The organism is Nocardioides kongjuensis, assembly GCF_013409625.1.
Taxonomy (GTDB): Bacteria; Actinomycetota; Actinomycetes; order Propionibacteriales; family Nocardioidaceae; genus Nocardioides; species Nocardioides kongjuensis.
Map to the genome: position 1 here is coordinate 3,646,191 of NZ_JACCBF010000001.1, position 16,045 is coordinate 3,662,235.

Here is a 16,045-nt window from a genome sequence, read left to right on the forward strand (position 1 = left end):
GGTCGCCACACCGTAGTTGCATCAAGGTTGCAATGTGGTTGCACGCGTCACCGGCCGGCCGACGGCGGCCGGACCCTCCAGCCGCCTCCCCCACCGCTCCTCGACGCGGCCGAGCCTCCACACCGCCGTCGAGACGCCCCAGGCGACCACGAAGAGCAGCACGATCGCGTAGCCGACGTACTCGAGGTCCACCCGGGTGAAGACCAGCCAGGGCCCGCCGACCCGCTCGCCGAGCATCGCGCCCAGCGTCGCACCACCGATGGTCATCGCGACGGCCACGGAGAGAGCCGTCACGACGAGGTTGTAGTAGGTCTTGCGCACGGGTCGCGAGAGCGCCCAGCCGTAGGCGATGTTCATGAAGGCGCCGTCGAGGGTGTCCAGCAAGGACATGCCGGCCGCGAACAGCACCGGAAGGGTGATCACGGCCCACCACGGCAGGCTCGCAGCGGCCGCGCCGCCGGCGATCACGAGCAGGCCGATCTCGGTGACGGTGTCGAAGCCGAGCCCGAACAAGAACCCGATCGGGTACATGTGCCACGGCTTGCGGACCGCACGGTTGACCCGGCCGAGGAGGCGGTTGAGGACTCCCCTCGCCTGCAGCTGCCGCTCGAGCTCGGCCTCGTCGAAGTGGCCCCGGCGCATCGACGCGACGACCTTGACGATGCCGACCAGGGCCACGAGGTTGACCAGCCCGACCGCGAGCAGGAAGACCCCGCTCACGCTCGGGCCCCACACGCCCGCCACCCGCAGGAGCGTGGAGTCCTCGTCCTCCACGCCGCGGGCGAGCGCGCGGACGCCGAGCGTGATCCCCATGACCATGACGAACACCACCGAGCTGTGCCCGAGGCTGAACCAGAAGCCGACGCTCACCGGCCGCTGGCCCTCGCCGATCAGCTTGCGCGTGGTGTTGTCGATCGCGGCGATGTGGTCGGCGTCGAACGCGTGACGCATGCCCAGCGTGTACGCCGTGAGCCCCAGCCCGACGCCGAGGACGCCGCCGCCGACGTCGTAGTGACGTGGAGCCACCACGAGCACCAGCAGGCCCCAGCCGAGCAGGTGGAGGAAGAGCACGAAGCCGAGCGTCCTGACGAGGTTGCGCCTCTCCTCACGGCCCAGACGCGGACCGGTCGGCGCAGCGAGCGTGACGGTGGTCATGACTCCGCACCTTCGGCGTTGTTGCGAACTCGTCGCAACAGCGCGGGCACGGAACCGTCCGTTCGGAGAGGCGGCTCGACCCGACCAGCCAGCCGCCGCCGGGCCGTGCGGGTGCAACCATCGTGCAACGTGACTGGTGTCACAGTGGCGGGATGGAGGCCGGCATGCGGGCAGAGGTGGCTGCGTCCTGGCACCGGTCCGCGGCAGCAGGCGTGCCCGCCGACGAGGCCACGGCGCCGATCACGCTCGGCGACGGGGACCTGCGCTCGGTCCGGGCCCAGCACCCGCTCGCCCGGGTCTTTCCCCTGCTCGACGACGTCCTCGGCCAGGCGGCGCGGGACTGCGACGCGACGATGGCCGTGGCCGACGAGGCCGGCCAGCTGCTCTGGGTCTGCGGATCGGGCGCCGCCCTGCGCAGGGCCGAGTCGATCGGCTTCGTCGAGGGCAGCAACTGGGACGAGCGCCTGGCAGGCACCAACGCCCCCGGCCTGGCCCTCCGCCTCGACCAGCCCAGCAGCGTGGTTCGCGGTGAGCACTTCCGCCATGCGGTGCGCGGGTGGAGCTGCGCAGCCGCCCCCATCCACGACCCGGCGAGCTCCCGCCTCCTCGGGGTCCTCGACGTCACCGGCGGCGACGAGATCGTCGTCCCCCAGACCATGGCGCTCGTGCGCGCCACGGTCCGTCTCGCCGAGGCCGAGCTGGCTCGCGACCGCCTCGTCGCCCGCGACCCCGCCGAGCACCCGGGCCGCCCGGCGGTCCGGATCGAGGCACTCGGTCGCAACGACGCGCTGCTGAGCGTCGACGACGACCGCGGGCACACCGGGCGGATGCGGCTGTCCCCCCGCCACAGCGAGCTGGTGCTGCTGCTCGCCAGCGCCCCGCGCGGGCTGTCCGGCGACGAGCTGAGTGTGCTGGTCTACGAGGACGAGGGCGGCTCCTCGACCCTGCGCGCAGAGCTGAACCGGCTGCGCCACCTCCTCGGCGAGACCTTCTTCGGCTCCCGGCCCTACCGCCTGCTGTCGGAGGTGAGCGGCGACTGGCTCGCGGTCGAGGCCCTGCTCGCGTCCGGGGACGTCGCAGGCGCGGTGCGTGCGTTCCGCGGGCCACTCCTGCCGCGCTCGAACGCACCCGGGGTGGTCCGCCTCCGCGAGGCCCTCACCGCGCAGCTGCGCGCCGCCGTGCTGCACGCGGGCCAGCCCGACCTGATGTCGTCGTGGACCCGGTCGGCATGGGGCGCCGACGACTACGAGATGTGGACACGGCAACGCGACCTGCTGCCTCCCGGGTCTCCACTGTGGGCCCTCGCCAGCGGCCAGCTGGCCCGGCTCGACGACGAGTTCGCCGGCTGAACCACGACGTCGGCCGCGCCCCGGACGAGGCGCAGGGACGGCAACGTCGCTGCAACGTCCCCGCTCCTACCGTGCTGTGAACGACGTCACAGAGGGCGTCGAGTCCTCACCACCAGGAGCATCCAGATGACCATCTACGCAGCCCCGGGCCAGCCCGACTCGCTCGTCGCCGTCCAGAGCCGCTACGGCCACTACATCGGCGGCGAGTGGGTGGCCCCGGCCAAGGGCCAGTACTTCGAGAACATCTCACCGGTCAACGGCAAGCCGTTCACCGAGATCGCACGCGGCACCGAGGAGGACATCGAGGCCGCGCTCGACGCCGCGCACGCGGCGTTCCCCGCCTGGAAGAAGACCTCGACCACCGAGCGCGCGAACCTGCTCAACAAGATCGCCGACCGCCTCGAGGAGAACCTGGAGGCGATCGCGGTCGCCGAGTCCTACGACAACGGCAAGCCGGTGCGCGAGACCCTCGCCGCCGACATCCCCCTGACCATCGACCACTTCCGCTACTTCGCGAGCGCCATCCGCGCCCAGGAGGGCACGGCCGGCGAGCTGGACGAGAACACCGTCGCCTACCACTTCCACGAGCCGCTGGGAGTGGTCGGCCAGATCATCCCGTGGAACTTCCCGATCCTGATGGCCGCCTGGAAGCTGGCCCCCGCCCTGGCCGCCGGCAACTGCGTGGTGCTCAAGCCGGCCGAGCAGACCCCTTGGTCGATCCTCAAGGTCATGGAGCTCATCGGCGACCTGCTGCCGGCCGGCGTGCTCAACGTCGTCAACGGCTTCGGCGTCGAGGCCGGCAAGCCGCTCGCGACCTCGAGCCGGATCGCCAAGGTCGCGTTCACCGGCGAGACCACCACCGGCCGGCTGATCATGCAGTACGCCGCGGAGAACATCATCCCGGTCACGCTCGAGCTCGGCGGCAAGTCGCCCAACATCTTCTTCGACTCGGTCGCCACCGAGAAGGACGCCTTCTACGACAAGGCGCAGGAGGGCTTCACGCTCTTCGCCCTCAACCAGGGCGAGGTCTGCACCTGCCCGTCGCGCGCCCTGATCCAGGACTCGATCTACGACGAGTTCCTCGCCGACGCGGTCGTGCGCACCGAGAAGATCGTGCAGGGCAACCCGCTCGACACCACGACCATGATCGGCGCCCAGGCCTCCCTGGACCAGCTCGAGAAGATCCTGTCCTACATCGAGATCGGCAAGGCCGAGGGCGCGAAGGTGCTCACCGGCGGTGAGCGCAACGTCCTCGAGGGCGACCTCGCCGGCGGCTACTACGTGAAGCCGACGATCTTCGAGGGTCACAACAAGATGCGGATCTTCCAGGAGGAGATCTTCGGCCCGGTCGTCTCGGTGGCGCGCTTCGCCGACGAGGCCGAGGCTCTCGAGACCGCGAACGACACCCTCTACGGCCTCGGTGCGGGCGTGTGGTCGCGGGAGGGCTCGCAGGCCTACCGTGCCGGCCGCGAGATCGAGGCGGGTCGGGTCTGGACGAACTGCTACCACCTCTACCCGGCAGGTGCCGCGTTCGGCGGCTACAAGCAGTCCGGCATCGGGCGCGAGACCCACAAGATGATGCTCGACCACTACCAGCAGACGAAGAACCTCCTGGTGTCGTACTCCCCCGACGCCCTCGGCTTCTTCTGACAGGCGTTGGCCCGGTCATGCCCTCCCTTCCGCACCGGGTCGACCTCACCGGTGAGGCTGCGGACCTGCTCCGCAGCCTCACCACCGAGCACGGCCCCGTCATGTTCCACCAGTCCGGCGGCTGCTGCGACGGGTCGGCACCCATGTGCTACCCCGACGGCGAGTTCCGCATTGGCAACGCCGACATCCATCTCGGCGACCTCGACATCGGCCTGGACCGGGATGTCCCGGTCTGGATGTCGAAGGCCCAGTTCGAGTACTGGAAGCACACCCACCTCACGATCGACGTCGTGAAGGGCCGCGGCGCCGGCTTCTCCCTGGAGGCGCCGCACGGCGTGCGCTTCCTGATCCGCTCACGCCTGTTCACCGACGAGGAGCACGCGGCGCTGGAGGCCGCCGCGGCCCGCGGCTGACGCCGTCATGGATCGTCGGACCTCGACCACCCGACGGCCCCGGAGGTCGCGGTGCGTGCGTCCCCGCGCTCCCGATCGATCATCGAGCCAGGTGCCGTCCGATCTCCTCGACGACGGCCGGGTAGGCGGAGGAGACATCCGGGCCCACGACCGGCGCGACGACGTGGACGTCACCGGTCGCGTTGAGGTCGTACGCACCGATCCGCTGGGTGCGGGCGAGCTCGGCAGCACGGTCGGCGACGCCGTACCGGATGAGGCTCGCACCCTCGGGCGGCAGCGGGGAGAGCCAGGAGCAGCCGGTGGCGATCACGTGCCGGGCCGGGAACAGCGCGAGGGCGGCGCCGCCGGTTCCTTCTCCGAGCAGGACGCACACCGTCGGGTGGGGGTGGGTGGTGAGCTCCTCGAGGCAGCGCGCGATCTCGAAGGCGAGACCACCCTCCTCCGCCTCGCGCGACAGGTCGGCACCGGGGGTGTCCACGACGGTGAGGACGGGAAGCCGCAGCTCGCGCGCGAGGCGGAGCCCGCGGCGCGCCTGGCGCAGCCCGGCCGGGCCGAGCCGAACACCGGCCGCCTGCGCGGCCCGGTCCTGGCCGATCAGCACGCAGGAGGCACCTGCGACCCGAGCCAGCGCCACCACGACGCTGCTCTCCTGCTCCCCGGCACCCGTGCCGTTCAGCGGCAGGAACTCGGGTGCGGCCACGGCGAGGAACTCGGCCAGCGCGGGCCGCTGGGGCGCACGGGTCGCCGACACGGAGGCCCACACGTCGCCAGCACCACCGAGGCCCGCGACGGGCTCTTCGCCGACGGAGGTCGGAGGGAGCCCGGCACACCGCCGCACGGGCGACGCGACCAGGTCGATCAGCATCGACACCTCCCAGCGCACCTCGCCCACGGCGGCGACCCGGTCGACGAGGCCGACCCGGTGCAGGTTCTCGGCCCGCTGGACCTCGCGCGGGAAGTCGACGCCGTGGAGCCCGCGGTAGACCTTGGGGCCGAGGAACCCGGTCAGCGCGCCGGGCTCCGCCCAGGTGACCTGACCCAGTCCGCCCCAGGACGCCATCGTCCCACCGGTCGTGGGGTGCCGCAGGTGCGCGGCGTACAGCAGGCCGGCGTCCTTGTGTGCCCGGATCGCGGCGGCGATGGCTGCCATCCGGACGAAGGCGGGCGTGCCCTCCTGCATGCGGGTCCCCCCTGAGGCCGGCGCCGCGACGATCGGGCGGCCCAGTGCCGTCGCCCGGGTGATGGCGGTGACGAGACGCTCGGCAGCCGCGACGCCGATGGAGCCGCCGAGGAAGCCGAACTCGGACACCAGGACGACGACCGGTCGACCACCGATCCGGGCCGCCCCCGTGACGACCGCCTCGTCGGCGCCGCTGTGCAGGGCCGCGGCGGTCAGCTCGGCGAGGTAGTCCGCCGACGCCTCCGCGGGCTGCTTCGGCTCGGTGTCCCAGCTCTCGAAGGAACCCTCGTCGACCAGCGCGGCGATGTAGTCGCCGGCGGACAGGACGGTGCTCATCGCACCGCCTCCCTCGCGTCGAGCCAGTCGAGCAGCTGCTGGCGGTGCTGGTCGAGCACGGGCGGTGCGACGTGGTCCTTGCGGCCACCGGCGTAGGTGTTGTCGTCGAAGCGCAGGACCGGTCCGGGAAGCTCGAGCCTGCCGAACACGGGGTGGTCGACGCCGATGACCAGGCCCTGCGAACGGGTCTGCTCCCACGCGTAGACGTCGTCGAGGGTGCGGACCTTGCCGGCCGGGATGCCCGCACGTTCGAGGGCCGTGAGGACGTCCTCGCTCGACCTGGTGCCGAAGGCCTTCTCGATCAGCTCGCGGAGCTCCTCACGTCGCTCCACCCGGTCGCCGTTGCGTGCGAAGCGGGGGTCGTCGACGGCCACGCCCACGAGCGGCGCGAACGAGGCCCACAGTCCCTCGCTCCCCACGGCGACCTGGACCGGGGCGTCCGCCGTGCGGAACAGGCCGTACGGCGCGATCGAGGGGTGCTGGTTGCCGATGGCCCGCGGGACCTGCCCGGCGATCGTCGTCCGGGTGCCCTGGAAGCCGTGGATGCCGACCACCGAGGCGAGCAGGCTCGTGCGGACCACGCGACCTCGGCCCGTGCGCTCGCGGTCATGCAGTGCCGCGAGCAGACCGAAGGCTCCGTTCATGCCGGCCAGGAGGTCGGCGATCGGCACGCCCACCTTGGTCCTGTCGGGGATCGCCGTGCTCGCGCTGCACCGCAGCTACCGCGGCGCGAACACCCATGACGCGATGGAGGCCGAGACCGCGATCGGGGCGCAGGCGCTCCTGCGGAGGTAGTCCGCGTCGAGCGCCCCGCGACGGCCACACGGCGGAGAGGGTGAGGAGGCCCGATCGGACCCATCGTGACTCCCGGTACGCGACGGCTGCCTAGCTTCGTTCCGCAGCGGCGAGGGTGTCCCGCGAACGACCGAAGGGCACCCGCTTCATGACGCCTTCCACCGTTCCCACGGTCATGACGGTCCGGTCCGGTCGCACCAGCGCCGCCTGGTGGCGGCCGAGCCAGCGGTCCAGCTCGGGGGTCGCGCCGGCGTCGATGACGACCGCATCGTCGGCGCTCAGGTGCTCGGCGTACCGGCGGGTCGGGGCCGTGCGCGACACGAGCACCCAACGCTGGCCGGCCTCGACGTCGAGGCGTTCCCCGGACGCCAGGACCGGGTTCGGGCACAGTGCGCCGCCGAGGCCGCGACGCAGCGCTCCGCGGTCGACCAGCGACGAGCGGCGCAACGGCGGCGTGGTGCTGTCGAGGACGCGGCCACGTACGCCGGGCAGGTGCACGAGGAGGGGGACGACGACCCCGCGCAGGCGGTCGCCGACGGGACCGCCCGCTGTCATGGCTCGCCCGACCAGGCTGGCGAGGCGGATCATGGCGCGCGCGTGGGGCGCGCGCTCGGCCTCGTAGCTGTCGAGCGCCGACACCGGCAGGGTGCCCTCGAGGACAGCCGCGACCTTCCACGCGAGGTTGGTCGCGTCCCGGATGCCGGCACCCATCCCCTGCCCGATGAACGGCGGGGTCAGGTGCGCGGCGTCGCCGAGGATGAAGACCCCGTCGCGGTGCCACCGGTCGGCCAGCCGGGCCCGGAAGGTGTACTCCGTGAGGCGGACGACCTCGAAGTCGGCGATGTCGGTGTCCCACGGGGCGAGGAGCGGCGCCAGCGCGTCGAGGTCCTGGTAGTCGGCCGCGGCCTCGTCGTCCCGGAGGGCGAACTCCCACCGGTGGCGGGTCTCTCCGATGCGCATGTAGGTGGCGGCTCGGTTGCTGTCGCAGACCTGGTGGACGCCGCCCCAGTGCCCCAGGTCGCGCGGGGTCGCGATGTCGACCACGAGCCAGCGCTGCTCGCCGAAACCGAGGTCCCGCATCGTCGATCCGATGGCAGCACGGACGATGCTGTTCGCGCCGTCGCACCCGAGGACGAACCGGGGACGGACCGTGTGGACCTCGTGCGTGGTGAGGTCGACGTACTCGACCTCGGGGCGCTCGGGGCCGTTCGGACGGACGGTGGTGACCTCGACGCCGCCCCGGAAGGTCACGAGCGGCAGCTCATGCATCCGGGAGCGCACCACGGCCTCGAGGCCGGGCTGGTCGAACATGTTGGCCTGCGGATAGCCGTTGGACGTCCGCGGGTCGGTCCGGTCGAACTGGGCCATCGTGGCGTGGGTCGGCGAGAGCAGCCTCAGCCCCGCGCCGGGAACGGAGATGGCGGCGACCTGCGTGCCCACGCCCAGACGGGCCAGGATCCGGTGGACCTCGTCGTCGAAGTGCACCGCTCGTGGTTGCGGGAACACGTCGGGCCAGCGGTCGAGGACCAGGGTCCGGACGCCTGCCTGGGCGAGCTGGATGGCGGCCGTGACTCCGGTCGGACCGGCACCGACGACCACGACCTCGGGCTGCTCGACGCTCATCGCGCCGTGGCGCGTTCGTGGCGGACCGTCGTCCGCTGCCGCCCGAGGTCCAGCTTGCCGTCGGGGGTCGCGACGTGGATCTCGACCAGGTCCCCGTCGGCGAGGTACGACGTGTTCCTCGCCTGCGCCTTGAAGAACGCCTTCCACTTCACGGCGGGCGGGAGGAGGGCTCCGATGATCTCCACCGGCTTGGGCGGAGCCTTCAGCGCCGTACCACCGGGAGTTCCGGTGAGGACCAGGTCGCCGGTGGACAGAGGCTGGAACCGCGCGAGGCCCTGGAGCGCCTCGAGCGGCTTGTAGAGCATGTCGTCGGCCACGACCGCGTCCTGGCGTACCTCGCCGTTGACCCACAGCTGGAGCCGCAGATCCTCGAACCGTTCCCAGTCACCGGGCTCCAGGACGACGAGCCGGGGCCCGACCGGGGTGAAGGTCGGGTAGGACTTGGCCTCGAAGAACTGGGTCTTCGGCAGCTGGAGGTCACGGGCCGAGACGTCGTTGGTCACGACGAGCGCGGCGACGTGGTCGGCGATGTCCTCCTGGGTCAGGGTGGTCCCGACCGGGAGGTCCTTGCCGATCACCAGCCCGACCTCCACCTCGTAGTCGAGGAAGCGGACGTGGGACGGCTTGACGATGTCGTCGGTCGGACCGCTGATCGAGTGGGAGGTCTTGCGGAAGAAGGTGAGCGGCACGGTCTCCGGGTCCAGGCCGGAGTCCTTGATGTGGCTGACGAAGTTGGTCATCTGGGCGACGACGCGGCACGGCGCGGTCACGGGCGCCTGCAGGCCACCGGTGGGCAGGTCCGCCTCCTCGCCGGCGACAGCGAGGTCGATGGCCGCCCGGTCGGCGATCAGCTCGGCAGTGGTGCGCGCGGTGGTGTCGATGAGGGTGCCGGTGCGCGCCGACTTCTCGACGTACCAGCGCTCGGCGATGCGGATGATGTTGATGCTCATGAGTTGGCCACCTTCAGGAGCCCGCGCAGGCGGGTCAGGTCGAATTCGTTGTCGGACCTCCGCAGGGCGGAGAGGATGGAGCGGGCCTCGGCCAGGGACTCGCGGCCGGGCTTGATGCCCAGGAAGTCCGCAGAGGCGGGCGGCCCCCACTGGGCGAGACCGGAGGCCGTCATCGGCGCCCAGCCGGGCTCGAGGGTGTCGTCGAACATGTCCCCGTCGGTGAAGTGCTCGACGAGGAAGCCGTCGTCGTCGCGCCAGTAGTCGAAGACCTGGCTGCCCTGGATGTGCCGGCCGATGCCCCACGAGCGGTGGTAGCCGGCGTCGCGGAGGAACTCGCCGCCGGCGGCGAGCGCGTCGAGGTCGGCCACCTGGTACGCCGAGTGCACGTAGCGCGCGCGAGGACCGAGGGTCATCGCGAGGGTGTGGTGATCGGCCGGCTCGCTGCCGCGATCACAGCGGATGAAGCTCATCGTGGGCCCCTTGGACCGCTGGCCGTCGTAGTAGAGGAAGTCGCTGACGATCAGCCCGAGGTGCTCGAGGTACCAGTCGAGCGCCTCGCGGTAGCGCGGCGTCTGGAGGACGACGTGGCCGAGCCGCTCGACCCTCGCAGGCTCGCGCGGGGGACGCTGGGGGGTGTTCGCCCGCGCGACGCGGCCACCGACGTTGTGCACGAGCGGCACCTGCTCCGGCAGGGCCGCCAGGGTGTGGCAGCCGGTGACCACCCGGACCCGCGCGCCGCTGGGATCGCGGGCGTCGACGGTGAGACCGCCCAGGTTGTCCGGCAGCGCCGTCACGACGACGCCGAGGTGGCCGGCGAGACGGAGCAGGTCGGCGTCGTCGGCGGCCAGGAAGGCCGGCCCGGTGAACCGGGACCGCGTGCCGCGCCGGACGATGACGGCGGGACTGCCCGCGAGCGTGCCGCGCAGGTGCAGCTCGTCCCGGTCCTTGAAGCTCGTGGTGAAGCCGAAGGCGTGCGCGAAGACCTCGGCTCCGTCGAGGTCCGGCTTCTCGAACTCCAGCCAGGCCAGGTCGCGCACCTTGATGACAGGGTTCCTCGCCCGGCCGGGGTGCTCTCCGGCCAGTGCTCCCTGCTCGTTGTGCAGGTCGTTGTGGGTGTGGTGGGTGGACATGCCGCCTCCTCTTGAATGACGAAATCGTCAGCCAAAGGGGCGTCGTTCGTCAAGGCTTTCTGACGAAATCGTCAGAAGTGCTGATTCCCCTAGGATGGGCGGCACGGAACGCGGCCAGCGAGGAGGCAGTGGGTGTCGGACGCGATGGCCAGGGCGGCGAGCACCCGAGGTGCCCGGCGCCGGGCGCAGACCAGGTCCGCCCTGATCAGGGCAGCCCAGCGGCTCATCGCCGAGAAGCGCACCAACGCCGCGATCCTCGAGATCACCCAGCTCGCGGACGTCGGAATGGGCTCGTTCTACAACCACTTCGAGAGCCGGGAACAGCTGTTCGAGGCCGCCGTCGACGACGCTCTCGAGCTGCAGGGCGCGTACCTCGACCAGCTCACGACCGACCTCGAGGACCCTGCCGAGTCGTTCGCACGGAGCTTTCGCATCATCGGGCGCCTGCACCGCCACGTCCCGGAGCTGAGCAAGGTGATCCTGTCGCAGGGAGCCGCGCTGGTCACGTCCGACCACGGCCTCGCTCCGCGCGCGCTGCGCGACATCCGCGCCGCTGTCGAGGCCGGCCGCTTCTCGACAAGCGATCCGGCTGCCGCACTGCTGATCGCCGGCGGCGCGGCGCTGGCCCTCGCCCAGCACCTCCACGAGCACCCCGAGGTCGACGACGCCGCCCTCACGGACACCGTGACCGAGTCACTGCTGCTGATGCTGGGGCTGAGCGCCGACGACGCCCGCGAGCTCGTCGCCCACGAGCTCCCCGAGGTCAGCGGGCCGCTCGACGACTTCCCGCCGAAGGCATCCGCCGCAGACGATTCGACTCAGTAGTACCAGGGGGACGATTCGAGGGGTTCTTGGGCCTTGGTGACTGACACTGGACATGACTGGAAACTCTGTCTGACCTGCGCAAACACGCCCGCCCGTTCGTTGATCGTCGATGGCCAGAAGTGGTCGTTCCGGGACCTTCTGCGGACTATCTGCGGACCGCAGGCGGCTGGTCGTCGTCGCGCCCTCGTTAGTACCAATGCCGCGGAACGAAGCAGTGAGAACACCTTTGGGCGAGGTCACCAGACTTCCGGAACGTGGGACTACGCGGGTCCTTCTGATCCGCATGGCTCTGCTGGAGCGTCCGGCGCCGACGACCATCATATGCGTTTCACCTGACCACCGAAGGTCAGGGACGTCCCCAGAACTGGTCCTCGGCTACGCCGTTCTCGGAGAACAGGTGCACCTCGACGATCTTGCCGTCACGGACAGTAAGCAGGTCCACTCCGGTCATGTCCATCGACGCCCCATCGCGGCGGCCGGTGAAGCGCACAGGCACAGCAACCAGCTCGCCGTTGACCATGGCCGGGCCCCTCACCGCGAGCTGCAAGCTCCTCTGGCTGGACGACGGGCCGCTTCGGTTCGGCGCGCTCCGCGAGAGAGTCGACGGCATCAGCGGCAAGGTCCTCACCGAGACCCTGCGCGGCCTCGAGCGCGACGGGACCTCACCCGCACTATGTACAACGAGATGCCACCCCGCGTGGAGTACGAACTCACCGCCCTCGGCCAGACCCTGCGCAAGCCCCTCGCCGCGCTCGGGCAATGGGCCGAAGAGCACATCGAGACAGTCCTACGCGCCCGCGACGAATACGACAGCCGCTGAAGACTGCAATCTGTGCGCCGCGGTGAGCACGCCCTCGATCCAGCGATTCAGTGTCCTCACGAGATAGCCATAGGCGGAGACAATCAGGCCCGGCTCGAGCTAAGTCATCCTCCAGCGAGAAGCGAGACGGCCTTGTCGGGGGACAATTCGAGGGCCTTCTGGGGCTTGACGACTGCCGCCGACGGTGATTGGAAAACACGGCCGGACCTGCGCGAACACTGCATGCCGGCCGATGATGGTTGATGGTGAAAATTCGTGGTCCCGTGACGACTATCTGCCGACTGCCGGCTCGCCCCGGTCGCGTGTCGGCGCCGCCCGCCGGGAGCGATTTCCGCTCCCGGCGACCCGCCTCTCCGACTCCGGGTGGGCCGGCCAGGCCAGTGCGACGTCAGGAAGGAGCGCTCTACCTTCTGAGGCGAGCACGAGCTCGGTTGCCACTGCCTCTGTCGTGGGCGACGCCACAGGCGTCCGCCCACGACGACCACCATGTTGCTTGGCGGCACTCGTGGACCCGCAGGGTCCGCTCTTCAGCCGGCGAAGGAGGCGCGGCCCTGCATGGCGGAAGTGCCGAGGTCACTCTTGGGCAGCGCGGCTCCAGCGGCGACGGCCTCCGCCCAGGCTTTGGTGCTGGCGACCGCTGCGAAGTTGGAGTGCAGCAGCACGAGCAGGGCCTGGTGCAGCTCGTCGGCGGAGACCTTGCCCGCCTCGTTGGCCAGGTGGATCGCACCGCTCGCATCAGAGAGGATCTCCGCAGCCAGGCCGAGCTCCTCGGCGCCCACCGCTGTGGCGATGTCGCAGTTGTTGGTCATAAAGCCGACGATGGTGATGGTGTCGACCTCCTGCTCGAGCAGCCATGCGGCGACGTCGGTGCCAGCGAAGACGCTGCCCTTGTCCTTGGTCACCCGCTTCCAGGAGGGCTTCAGGCGCCGCTCGATCTCGGGGCGCAACGACCAGCTGTGGCTTCCGACGGCGAAGACCGGCGCGCCCTCGGGCAGCTCGTGCTGGACGACGACCACGGGCATGTCCTGGCGCTCCGCGGTATCGAGCGCGGCCAGGATGTTGGCAAGAGACTGCTCGCGTGACGGGGACTGGATCTGGAGGATGCCGTCGAAGTACTCCTGCTGGACGTCGACGACGATCAGCGCGCGGCGGGGCGTGGACACAGAGACTCTCCTGCTTTAGGTGGGTGGGGCCTTCCCCTCCACTCTGGTCGCTGCGAGGCGGTACCGTGAGTGGCACGAAAGACGACCTTCGATGAGATCGGGCCACAATGCGCATCGTCGTGCACGCCTTCGACGGCATAACCATGTTCCACCTTGCCGCTCCGCTGCTGGTTTTCGGCGAGGTCAGCCGCCTCGGTCTGGCCGAAGGATGGACTCCCGTCGTGTGGACCGAGGACGGGCACGGCATCCGGACCGCCGAGGGGCTCCGCGTCGAAGCCGTCGCAGGACCCGACGTCGTCGAGGACGCCGACCTCGTGGTGATGCCGTCGTGGCCGAGCGACCTCCCGCCAACCGACGCGGTCCTGGCCGACAGGATCCGCGCCGCGCAGGCGCGGGGCAGCCACATCGCAGGGCTGTGCCTCGGAGCCTTCCCCGTCGTGGACAGCGGGGTCCTCGACGGAAGGGATGTCGTCACCCACTGGGGCGCGGTCGAAGAGCTCGCCAAGCGACGCCCGGATGTGACCGTCACGCCGGCAGCGCTCTATCGGGACCACGGCGACGTCCTCACATCCGCCGGCACGGCGTCGGCAATCGACGCGTGTTTGTCGATCGTGCGCTCGCAGCTCGGATCGACCGCGGCAGCCACCGTCGCTCGCCATCTCGTCGTCGCGCCCCACCGCGAAGGCGACCAGGCTCAGTACGTCGACCGCCCCATACCGGCGGCGGGGGGCGTGGGCGACCTCGGAACCACAATCGACTGGGCCCTCGCCCACCTCGATGAGCGACTCTCGGTCGACGACCTGGCAGCCCACGCCCGGATGAGCCGGCGCAACTTCACGCGCCGATTCGCGGAGGTCACCGGCACAACACCAGCACGATGGGTCCTCACTCGTCGTCTCGACGAAGCTCGCCGCCTCCTCGAGACGACGACCTGGCCGATCTCCCGCATCGCAGAAGAGTGCGGCTTCAGCAGCGTCGTGACCTTCCGGCAGAACTTCACTACGGCGTTCGCGACGACGCCGACTTCCTATCGACGGCGATTCGCGCCAGCTGGACCATAGGCGTCACCGGTTGCGAGCCGCGCCAGTCCTCCGCGAGGCGGTACGTCGAAGTCTCCGATCAGCAGCCCGACCAGAGCAGGAGTCGCGCGACGATCTCGTCCAACGAGACCTGGCATGGCCGGTCTACGACGTCTCCATCAGAGGCGCCGCGCGGAGCCGAGGATGACTCATCCTCCGATTTGACGACGGGCGCACGGCGTCGCCTCCAGGTCATCGAGCCCGAGCCATCAAGCTCACCGACTCACGCTCTCGTTCGCGATGCAGCAACACGCCATGAACGATCCCCATCGTCGTCCACAGGGCGGCCGTCTGCACCAGCGATCCGACACGGAAGTCCCAGACGAGATCAGCAGGAATTGCCGAAGGCACTCGCTCCTCGACGTGCGGCACCGAAAAGACGACCAAGGCGCCGATCGCGACCGCCGCTGCAGTCAGGAGCCAGCGCCCCTCCGGCGCGATGCCCCTGTCGACCGCTGCCCGATGGAGCGCGAATACGACTCCGACGAAGAGCACGCCGACCAAGATGATCAACAGATATATCAGCGTCCGCCGGCCCACGGTGTCCGAGCTGCCGATCCCGGGCGGATTAGCCGGCACCATCACGCTCGGCACGGCAGCGACGACGGTGAACGCCAGCGCCGCGAGGCTCAGCGCCCTTCCCCGATCCGTCTCCTCAGAGAAGCGGTGCTGCACACGCGCGTAGATCACGGCGAATGCAAGTCCGAGGAGCACGCCAACGACGAGAACGGTGATCGTGCCCCCGATCTGCTGCTGCAGGCGCGTCACCGTGGCGCCGTGGTCGTGAGCACCCCCGGCCTCGTGCCGGCCGTGCATCTCCTCCTCGAGCAGGATGGCTCGGCCGATGACCGGTTCGACCATCAGCCAGAGCACCACGACAGACGCTAGGCCGCCCGCTGCTCCCGCGACCGCACCACACCTGAGGCGCAGCCCCCAGGACGTCGCAGCCACGGTGTCAGTCGCACGGCACGCCGAGTGCATGCCGTCCATCGTGCGTGACCTCGTGCAGCCACGAGTCCATCTCGGCAGAGAGGAGAGAGTCGTTCCCCTGGAGGATCAAGAACACGGCAAGCAGCGCCACGGCCGCGAGTGCCGAGGCCCAGAGCGGCACGGCCGACGGGGTGGGACGATGGGCGAGGGGGGTGGATTCGATGTTCACGGTGCCTCCGGGATCGACGTCGTCCTCGCGGGGTCGACGGCGATCGGCTCGTAATGCGGTTCGTGATGGTTGCGGTTCTTGGGGGTGGCGAGGACATCGCACGTCCGTCGATCCACAGCGTTCCGGTCGACGGCCCCTCGCCCGGCCAGCACTGACTCGAGCGCCCGGACCCAGTGCTGGTAGTACGACCACGACGCATCGGTGTCGTCGGCGGATTCCTCCCACTCCCGAATGGACGCGATGAGCTCCTGCTGGAACTCGGCCCAGGCATACCCACCCGCCTCATGCGCGGCGACCACGAGCGCGAAGGCACGCAGCTCCCACGGCTCGTCGAACGCAAGATCGTTGGACCGGCCGGGGAGATCGCCGATCAGCTCGTCCACGCTGCGCCGCTCTCCGGCCGTCGACTCCGACCCCA

Annotated in this window: 18 protein-coding genes and 1 pseudogene; 8 read left to right on the plus strand and 11 right to left on the minus strand. The window is 70.4% G+C overall.

Annotation, left to right across the window (positions count from 1 at the left end; translation table 11 throughout):
- Positions 1–21: 21 nt before the first annotated feature.
- Positions 22–1,155 carry a Nickel transporter NicT gene (gene nicT / locus BJ958_RS17525; protein ID WP_179728194.1) on the minus strand — a complete coding sequence of 378 codons (1,134 nt, stop codon included), beginning with the start codon at positions 1,153–1,155 and terminating at the stop codon, positions 22–24.
- Positions 1,156–1,307: 152 nt separating this feature from the next.
- Here nicT and BJ958_RS17530 point away from each other — a divergent pair, with 152 nt between their 5' ends.
- The 3 genes from BJ958_RS17530 (at position 1,308) to BJ958_RS17540 (ending at position 4,567) form a co-directional block, all read left to right on the plus strand.
- Positions 1,308–2,504 (plus strand): GAF domain-containing protein, encoded by a 1,197-nt coding sequence (locus BJ958_RS17530; protein ID WP_179728195.1) that lies wholly within the window; start codon positions 1,308–1,310, stop codon positions 2,502–2,504.
- Between the two features lie 126 nt (positions 2,505–2,630).
- Positions 2,631–4,154: an acetaldehyde dehydrogenase ExaC gene (gene exaC, locus BJ958_RS17535; protein ID WP_179728196.1), complete on the plus strand. Its 1,524-nt coding sequence runs from the start codon at positions 2,631–2,633 to the stop codon at positions 4,152–4,154.
- A gap of 17 nt (positions 4,155–4,171) precedes the next feature.
- Positions 4,172–4,567 carry a DUF779 domain-containing protein gene (locus BJ958_RS17540; RefSeq protein ID WP_179728197.1) on the plus strand — a complete coding sequence of 132 codons (396 nt, stop codon included), beginning with the start codon at positions 4,172–4,174 and terminating at the stop codon, positions 4,565–4,567.
- A gap of 79 nt (positions 4,568–4,646) precedes the next feature.
- On the opposite strand, the gene BJ958_RS17545 is transcribed toward BJ958_RS17540, so the two are convergent.
- On the minus strand, positions 4,647–6,083 hold the full coding sequence (locus BJ958_RS17545; RefSeq protein ID WP_179728198.1) for a carboxyl transferase domain-containing protein: 1,437 nt from the start codon (positions 6,081–6,083) through the stop codon (positions 4,647–4,649).
- Positions 6,080–6,727, minus strand: coding sequence for a CoA transferase (locus tag BJ958_RS17550; RefSeq protein ID WP_179728199.1), 648 nt, complete (start codon positions 6,725–6,727; stop codon positions 6,080–6,082). Before BJ958_RS17550 ends, BJ958_RS17545 begins: the two co-directional genes overlap by 4 nt.
- On the opposite strand from BJ958_RS17550, the gene BJ958_RS17555 reads away from it, so the two are divergent.
- Positions 6,726–6,878, plus strand: coding sequence for a hypothetical protein (locus BJ958_RS17555; RefSeq protein WP_179728200.1), 153 nt, complete (start codon positions 6,726–6,728; stop codon positions 6,876–6,878). The two genes, BJ958_RS17550 and BJ958_RS17555, sit on opposite strands and share 2 nt — an antisense overlap.
- A 90-nt stretch (positions 6,879–6,968) precedes the next feature.
- Here the strand turns inward: BJ958_RS17555 and mhpA are convergent, their stop codons facing one another.
- From mhpA to BJ958_RS17570, 3 genes are read right to left on the minus strand one after another with little or no spacing between them, the layout of a single operon-like run.
- Positions 6,969–8,501, minus strand: a complete 1,533-nt coding sequence (gene mhpA / locus BJ958_RS17560) for a bifunctional 3-(3-hydroxy-phenyl)propionate/3-hydroxycinnamic acid hydroxylase MhpA (protein ID WP_179728201.1) — start codon at positions 8,499–8,501, stop codon at positions 6,969–6,971.
- On the minus strand, positions 8,498–9,451 hold the full coding sequence (locus BJ958_RS17565; RefSeq protein ID WP_179728202.1) for a fumarylacetoacetate hydrolase family protein: 954 nt from the start codon (positions 9,449–9,451) through the stop codon (positions 8,498–8,500). Before BJ958_RS17565 ends, mhpA begins: the two co-directional genes overlap by 4 nt.
- A complete protein-coding gene (locus tag BJ958_RS17570) occupies positions 9,448–10,581 on the minus strand; it encodes a VOC family protein (protein WP_179728203.1) in 1,134 nt (377 codons plus the stop codon). Before BJ958_RS17570 ends, BJ958_RS17565 begins: the two co-directional genes overlap by 4 nt.
- A gap of 132 nt (positions 10,582–10,713) precedes the next feature.
- Here BJ958_RS17570 and BJ958_RS17575 point away from each other — a divergent pair, with 132 nt between their 5' ends.
- Positions 10,714–11,406 (plus strand): TetR/AcrR family transcriptional regulator, encoded by a 693-nt coding sequence (locus BJ958_RS17575; protein ID WP_343052721.1) that lies wholly within the window; start codon positions 10,714–10,716, stop codon positions 11,404–11,406.
- A gap of 346 nt (positions 11,407–11,752) precedes the next feature.
- On the opposite strand, the gene BJ958_RS17580 is transcribed toward BJ958_RS17575, so the two are convergent.
- Positions 11,753–11,926, minus strand: coding sequence for a nuclear transport factor 2 family protein (locus tag BJ958_RS17580; RefSeq protein ID WP_179728204.1), 174 nt, complete (start codon positions 11,924–11,926; stop codon positions 11,753–11,755).
- On the opposite strand from BJ958_RS17580, the pseudogene BJ958_RS28680 reads away from it, so the two are divergent.
- Positions 11,925–12,053, plus strand: a pseudogene (locus BJ958_RS28680) (winged helix-turn-helix transcriptional regulator); the annotation flags it as partial. The gene BJ958_RS17580 and the pseudogene BJ958_RS28680 overlap by 2 nt on opposite strands.
- Before the next feature lie 26 nt (positions 12,054–12,079).
- Positions 12,080–12,226 (plus strand): winged helix-turn-helix transcriptional regulator, encoded by a 147-nt coding sequence (locus BJ958_RS28685; protein ID WP_379145950.1) that lies wholly within the window; start codon positions 12,080–12,082, stop codon positions 12,224–12,226.
- 527 nt (positions 12,227–12,753) lie between these two features.
- Here BJ958_RS28685 and BJ958_RS17590 read toward each other — a convergent pair.
- Positions 12,754–13,389 carry an isochorismatase family protein gene (locus BJ958_RS17590; RefSeq protein ID WP_139622343.1) on the minus strand — a complete coding sequence of 212 codons (636 nt, stop codon included), beginning with the start codon at positions 13,387–13,389 and terminating at the stop codon, positions 12,754–12,756.
- A gap of 107 nt (positions 13,390–13,496) precedes the next feature.
- On the opposite strand from BJ958_RS17590, the gene BJ958_RS17595 reads away from it, so the two are divergent.
- Positions 13,497–14,450 carry a GlxA family transcriptional regulator gene (locus BJ958_RS17595; RefSeq protein ID WP_179728205.1) on the plus strand — a complete coding sequence of 318 codons (954 nt, stop codon included), beginning with the start codon at positions 13,497–13,499 and terminating at the stop codon, positions 14,448–14,450.
- A gap of 210 nt (positions 14,451–14,660) precedes the next feature.
- On the opposite strand, the gene BJ958_RS17600 is transcribed toward BJ958_RS17595, so the two are convergent.
- Genes BJ958_RS17600 through BJ958_RS17610 form a run of 3 tightly spaced genes read right to left on the minus strand, consistent with a single transcriptional unit; the run spans position 14,661 to position 16,010 of the window.
- A complete protein-coding gene (locus BJ958_RS17600; protein WP_343052722.1) occupies positions 14,661–15,458 on the minus strand; it encodes a CbtA family protein in 798 nt (265 codons plus the stop codon).
- Positions 15,424–15,627: a CbtB domain-containing protein gene (locus BJ958_RS29130; protein WP_218865835.1), complete on the minus strand. Its 204-nt coding sequence runs from the start codon at positions 15,625–15,627 to the stop codon at positions 15,424–15,426. Before BJ958_RS29130 ends, BJ958_RS17600 begins: the two co-directional genes overlap by 35 nt.
- On the minus strand, positions 15,624–16,010 hold the full coding sequence (locus BJ958_RS17610; RefSeq protein ID WP_218865836.1) for a nitrile hydratase accessory protein: 387 nt from the start codon (positions 16,008–16,010) through the stop codon (positions 15,624–15,626). Before BJ958_RS17610 ends, BJ958_RS29130 begins: the two co-directional genes overlap by 4 nt.
- Between the last annotated feature and the right edge of the window lie 35 nt (positions 16,011–16,045).